General features: G+C 72.2%; 5 protein-coding genes. 3 read left to right on the forward strand and 2 right to left on the reverse strand.

Going from position 1 to position 4,504, the window contains the following annotated elements; translation table 11 throughout:
• On the forward strand, window positions 1-1,065 hold a 1,065-nt coding region (locus VNL12_RS14985; RefSeq protein ID WP_325595746.1), incomplete at its 5' end, for a nickel-dependent hydrogenase large subunit.
• Window positions 1,055-1,837 (forward strand): hypothetical protein, encoded by a 783-nt coding sequence (locus VNL12_RS14990; protein ID WP_325595747.1) that lies wholly within the window; start codon window positions 1,055-1,057, stop codon window positions 1,835-1,837. The genes VNL12_RS14985 and VNL12_RS14990, both read left to right, overlap by 11 nt.
• 9 nt (window positions 1,838-1,846) lie before the next feature.
• On the opposite strand, the gene VNL12_RS14995 is transcribed toward VNL12_RS14990, so the two are convergent.
• Window positions 1,847-2,590: a hypothetical protein gene (locus VNL12_RS14995; protein ID WP_325595748.1), complete on the reverse strand. Its 744-nt coding sequence runs from the start codon at window positions 2,588-2,590 to the stop codon at window positions 1,847-1,849.
• Window positions 2,581-3,816: a tetratricopeptide repeat protein gene (locus tag VNL12_RS15000; RefSeq protein WP_325595749.1), complete on the reverse strand. Its 1,236-nt coding sequence runs from the start codon at window positions 3,814-3,816 to the stop codon at window positions 2,581-2,583. Before VNL12_RS15000 ends, VNL12_RS14995 begins: the two co-directional genes overlap by 10 nt.
• Window positions 3,817-3,836: 20 nt before the next feature.
• Here VNL12_RS15000 and VNL12_RS15005 point away from each other — a divergent pair, with 20 nt between their 5' ends.
• Complete coding sequence (locus VNL12_RS15005) at window positions 3,837-4,328, forward strand: hydrogenase maturation protease (RefSeq protein WP_325595750.1); 492 nt, start codon at window positions 3,837-3,839, stop codon at window positions 4,326-4,328.
• Window positions 4,329-4,504: the final 176 nt, after the last annotated feature.

Below are 4,504 nucleotides of genomic sequence, written 5' to 3' on the forward strand. Positions count from 1 at the left end.
GTGTGGAACGACATCCCCGAGTTCTTCTACGAGTGCGACGAGCGCTACAAGCAGGTCGGCACGCGCCCCGTGAACCTCATCGACTCCGGGTTCTGGGACCAGCACCAGCTCTACGACGCCCGCTACGAGACCTGCAACGAGTGGGGCGAGCAGCGGTTCTCGACGCCGGGGGTGGTGATCGACGGTGAGCTCGTCACGACCCGGCTCACCGACATCAACGTGGGCTGGGAGGAGTTCATCGAGCACTCCTACTACGACGGGTGGGCCGGCGATCGGTACACCACCGACCCCCTGGGCAACGCCATCGGGCCGTACCACCCGTGGAACAAGCGCACGCTGCCCAAGCCCAGCGGAAGGAACTGGAAGGAGAAGTACACGTGGGCCTGCACCCCCCGATGGGACCGCCAGGTGGTCGAAGCCGGCGCCTACGCCCGTCTGTTCATGACCTCGATGGCCCAGAAGCACCCGGTGAACGACTTCTACGAGGCCACCGGCCACAGCCTGCGCATGCACATCCCCAAGGGCTTCACCCGCGAGACCGACGTCGAATGGCACGTTCCTGAGTCCTGGAACGCCTTCGAGCGCAACCGCGGACGGGCGTACCACTACGTGTTCTCCCAGCTCGTCGGCCTCGTCAACCTCATGGAGGCCTATGAGCTCCTGCGCCAGGGCGAGACACGGGTCGCCGCCGTCCCCTCCGAGGAGCTGACCAGCCACATCCCTCAAGAAGAGACCCGCAGCGTGGGGTGGTGGGGCGCGGGCCGAGGCTTCCTATCGCACCACATGGTGATGGACCAGGGCAAGATCGTGAACTACCAGATCTGCACGCCGTCGACGATCAACGCCTCGCCCCGCGACCCCTTTGGCCAGCCCGGTCCGTATGAGGAGGCGGTCATGAACACGCCGATCATCGAGGACTGCTCGGACCCGTCGAAGTTCACGTCGATCGACATGCTGCGGACGATCCGCAGCTTCGACCCCTGCATGCCGTGCACGACCCACGTCCACACCGACCACGGCGAGGTGGTCCGCGAGGTGAACACCTGCTCCTGCGGTGTCGACTGAGGCACCGGCCCCGGCCATCAGCGTGCTGGTCGGCGGCGTCGGTGAGCTCTACCAGGGGGACCTCGACGTCGGCCGCCGGCTCGTCGAGCGCCTGGGGGACGAGGAGCTCGGCTCCCACGTCGCCGTCGAGGACCTGCACTACGGGGCGGTGGCCGTGGCCCAACGGCTCGATGAGGCCCGACCGTCCACCCTGGTGCTCGTGGGCGCCGCGACCCGAGGGCGCACGCCGGGCACGGTCGAGAGGAAGGTCGTCCGGAAGGAGCGGCTGGAGCTGACGGCCCAGGAGCTACAGGGCGCCATCGGTGACGCGGTGACCGGCTACGTCACCATCGACCTGGTGATCGAGGTCGCCCACGCCCTCGGCGTGCTGCCGCCCCACATCGTCATCGTGGAGGTCGAGCCCGTGCGCACGGGGCCCGAGGACCAGCTGTCCCCCGAGATGGCGGGTTCAGTGGACGACATCCTGGGCCTCGTCCGGACCGAGATCCGCCGGGCGCCGCTGGTCGAGCTGGGCGCCAGGCTGCGGGAGATGGTCGCCGGTGACCGCCTCGAGCCCTCGCCGGCGGTGGCCGAGCTGCGGTCGCTGCTCGCGGCGCTCGAGAGCCTTGAAGCCTGCGGCCGGTGGGGCTCGGCGTTCGCCCACCGTGACCGGTTGCGGGCACTCATCGGCTCCGGGCACGCCGCCGCGGGGATGGACCACCTCGACTGGGCGCTGTGGTGGGCGCTGTTGGCGGAGCTCGACCGCCTCCAGGCCCTCGAGTCCGAGCCGTAGGGGAGAGCGCTACCCGTCCGGGTCATCGACGCGGTCGAGCATCCCCAGGTGGTGCGGGAGCACGGCGACGCGGGAGCCTCGGGGGGTCTCGATGACGAGCGCCCCGTCGGCGAGGAGGCGGTCGGCCCGTCCTTCGATCTGCACGCCGCTCGGCCCCATCGGGACGAGCCGGGCCCGGACGGTGCGTCCGAGCGTGGAGCACCGTCGTCGGTGGTCGTCGAGCACCTCCGAGGGGGCCTGGTCCAGCCGGCGCTCGATGGCCTCGACCGAACGAGCCAGGAGCGGCCCGCGAGGAGGAGACGCGTCGACCACCAGCACGTTCACCACCGCCCACGCCACGGTGGCCCCCCCGAGCTCGATGGTGACGCCCACCGCCGCGACCCGCTCACCAGAGGCATGGGCCTCGTCGGGCCACTCGGTGGTGACATCGGAGGCCCCGGTGGCGGCGATGACATCGGCCAGGGCCGTGGTGGCCACGCTGTAGAGCCAACCCTCCCGGGCCGAGGGCAGGTCCGGGCGCACCACGAGCGAGAAGCCCAGGCCGACCCCCTGTTCGACCTGCCACGGGAGACCGGCCCGACCTCGCGCCGACGCCTGGTAGTCGGCCACCACCACCGATCCGGACGCCGCCCCGGCCCGGGCCCAGCCCTGCGCGTCGGCCTCGGTGGACAGGACCGCAGGGTAGCTCCGCACGGCGCGACCCGGCAGGAGGCGGCCCAGCACGCCGGGATCCAGATCCGTCTCTAGCTCCACGAGCCGTCCTGACCGAGCCGATCCGCCGCCGCCTGGAAGGCGTCGCGCAGCCGCAGCAGCTGGGGGACACCGAAGTGGGCCATGGTCCGGGCCACCTCGCTGCGGAACCGCTCCCCGTCGTGCTCATCGCAGGTGCCGACGGCCCCGACGACGAGGTGGATGAACCGTTCCATGGCGTCGGGAGGAAGCTCCAGCAGCACCCCCATCCAGGCCTCGGCCAGGTCGACGGAGTGCCGGCCGCGGCCGAGCTGACCGTGGACCAACGCCGCCGCGGCCTCCTGCTGTTCGCCCGGTGCCATGTCCAGCCAGCGGGTCACCTCTTCGCGCACCACGGCGGGCCACCGCTCGACCGGCTCCTGGTCGAGCACCGCCATCAGGTCGTCGGGCGCGTCGGGCAACCGGCGGAGCACGGCGAGGGCGTGGTCGCGAGCAGCCGTCGGCGCGCCAGGGGTGTCGCGCGCCTGGCGTGCGGCCAACCGGGCCCGAGGACCCTCCGCGAGCGCCTCGCGGGCCAGGGCCAGGTTGGCCTTGGCCATGGCGTAGCCCTCGGGGCGCAGGAGGCGCGGGTGGGCGCCGGCGGCCACCTGGAAGGCGGCCGCCGCCTCCTCACCGCGGCCCCGGGCGAGCTGGGCGAGGCCCAGCACGTTGGCGGCGCCACCGATGGCCGCGAGCTCACCGGCGTGCTCAGCTTGCACGCTGGCCTCCTCGGCGACCTCGACGGCCTCATCGAGGCGGCCCTGGGCCAGCAGGACGGCGGCGAGCTCACGCCCCGCGGCCGACGTCTGCGCCGGTGCCCGCTCCCCGGCGAACCGGTCCCGGGCCCGCCGGAACGACTGCGACGCAACCGGCAGGTCACCCTCGTCGAGCGCGGTCAAGCCCAGGTTGAAGGTGGCCGCCGCCTGCTCGAGGGGCTGTCGCGCCGCACCGAAGGCCCGTTCCGCATCGGCGAAGGCCTCCGCCGCATCGGCGGGGGCGCCCGCAGCGCGGAGGGCGACGCCGAGCATGTTGACCGCCTTGGCCCTCTCCACCGGCAGGTCGGCGAAGAGGCGCACGGCGGTCCGAAGCGATGTGATGGCCTCGTCCGGCCTCCCCTCGCTGAGCCTCACGGTGCCCAGGTGGAAGCGGGCGGTGGCGTGCTGGACGGGGTAACGGTCCTCGGGGTGTTGCCGCAGCTCGGCGTCGAGCTGGCGGACCGCGCCATCAAGGGGATGCTCGCCGCCGGCCATGACGTCGTACCCTACGGCCGGTGCGAGCGCTCGTCGCCTGCTTCGGCAACGTGCTGCGCGGCGACGACGGCTTCGGCATCGTGGTCGCCGAACGGCTTCGGTCCGGCCCGCTTCCCGCGGGCGTGGAGGTCATGGAGGTCGGCATCGGGGGCATCCACATGGTGCAGGAGATGCTGGACCCCGTCGACGTGCTGGTCGTGGTGGACGCGGTCGACCTCGGTCGGCCGCCGGGAACGGTGCTGGTCTTGGTGCCCGACGTGCTCGATGTGGCGGCGCTGCCGGTGAACGAGCGTCGAGATCAGCTCGCCGACATGCACTACGCCACCCCGGAGCGGGCCCTCATGCTCGCTGAGGGCCTCGGCGTCCTACCGGCCACGGTCTGGCTGATCGGCGGCCAGATCGCCCGTCACGACGTGCTCGGCGAGGGCATCTCCCCGGCCCTGGCCGGTGCTGTCGACGCCGCCATCGCCGAGATCCGTTGCGTCCTGGTCGCCGCGGGTGTCACGTGGTAGCGCGGCGCCTCCGAGGGCCGCGCCGCGCTGGTCTCAGAGGCCGAGCGGATAGGGAGGCCGTGGCCCGAGCGGCCCGGCGAGCGAAGCGAGCCAAGAGCGGGCAAGCACGGTTCTCTGGCCCTTCTCGGAGCCGCCAGGCGACGAGGAGCAAGCGAAGTGGTGACCTATCCGCTGAG

This window comes from Iamia sp., from assembly GCF_035575815.1.
Taxonomy (GTDB): domain Bacteria; phylum Actinomycetota; class Acidimicrobiia; order Acidimicrobiales; family Iamiaceae; genus Iamia.

Excerpts from the sequence above, each read along its gene's own strand:
- VNL12_RS15000 (WP_325595749.1), bottom strand. The coding sequence starts at position 3,816 with ATGGCCGGCGGCGAGCATCCCCTTGATGGCGCGGTCCGCCAGCTCGAC.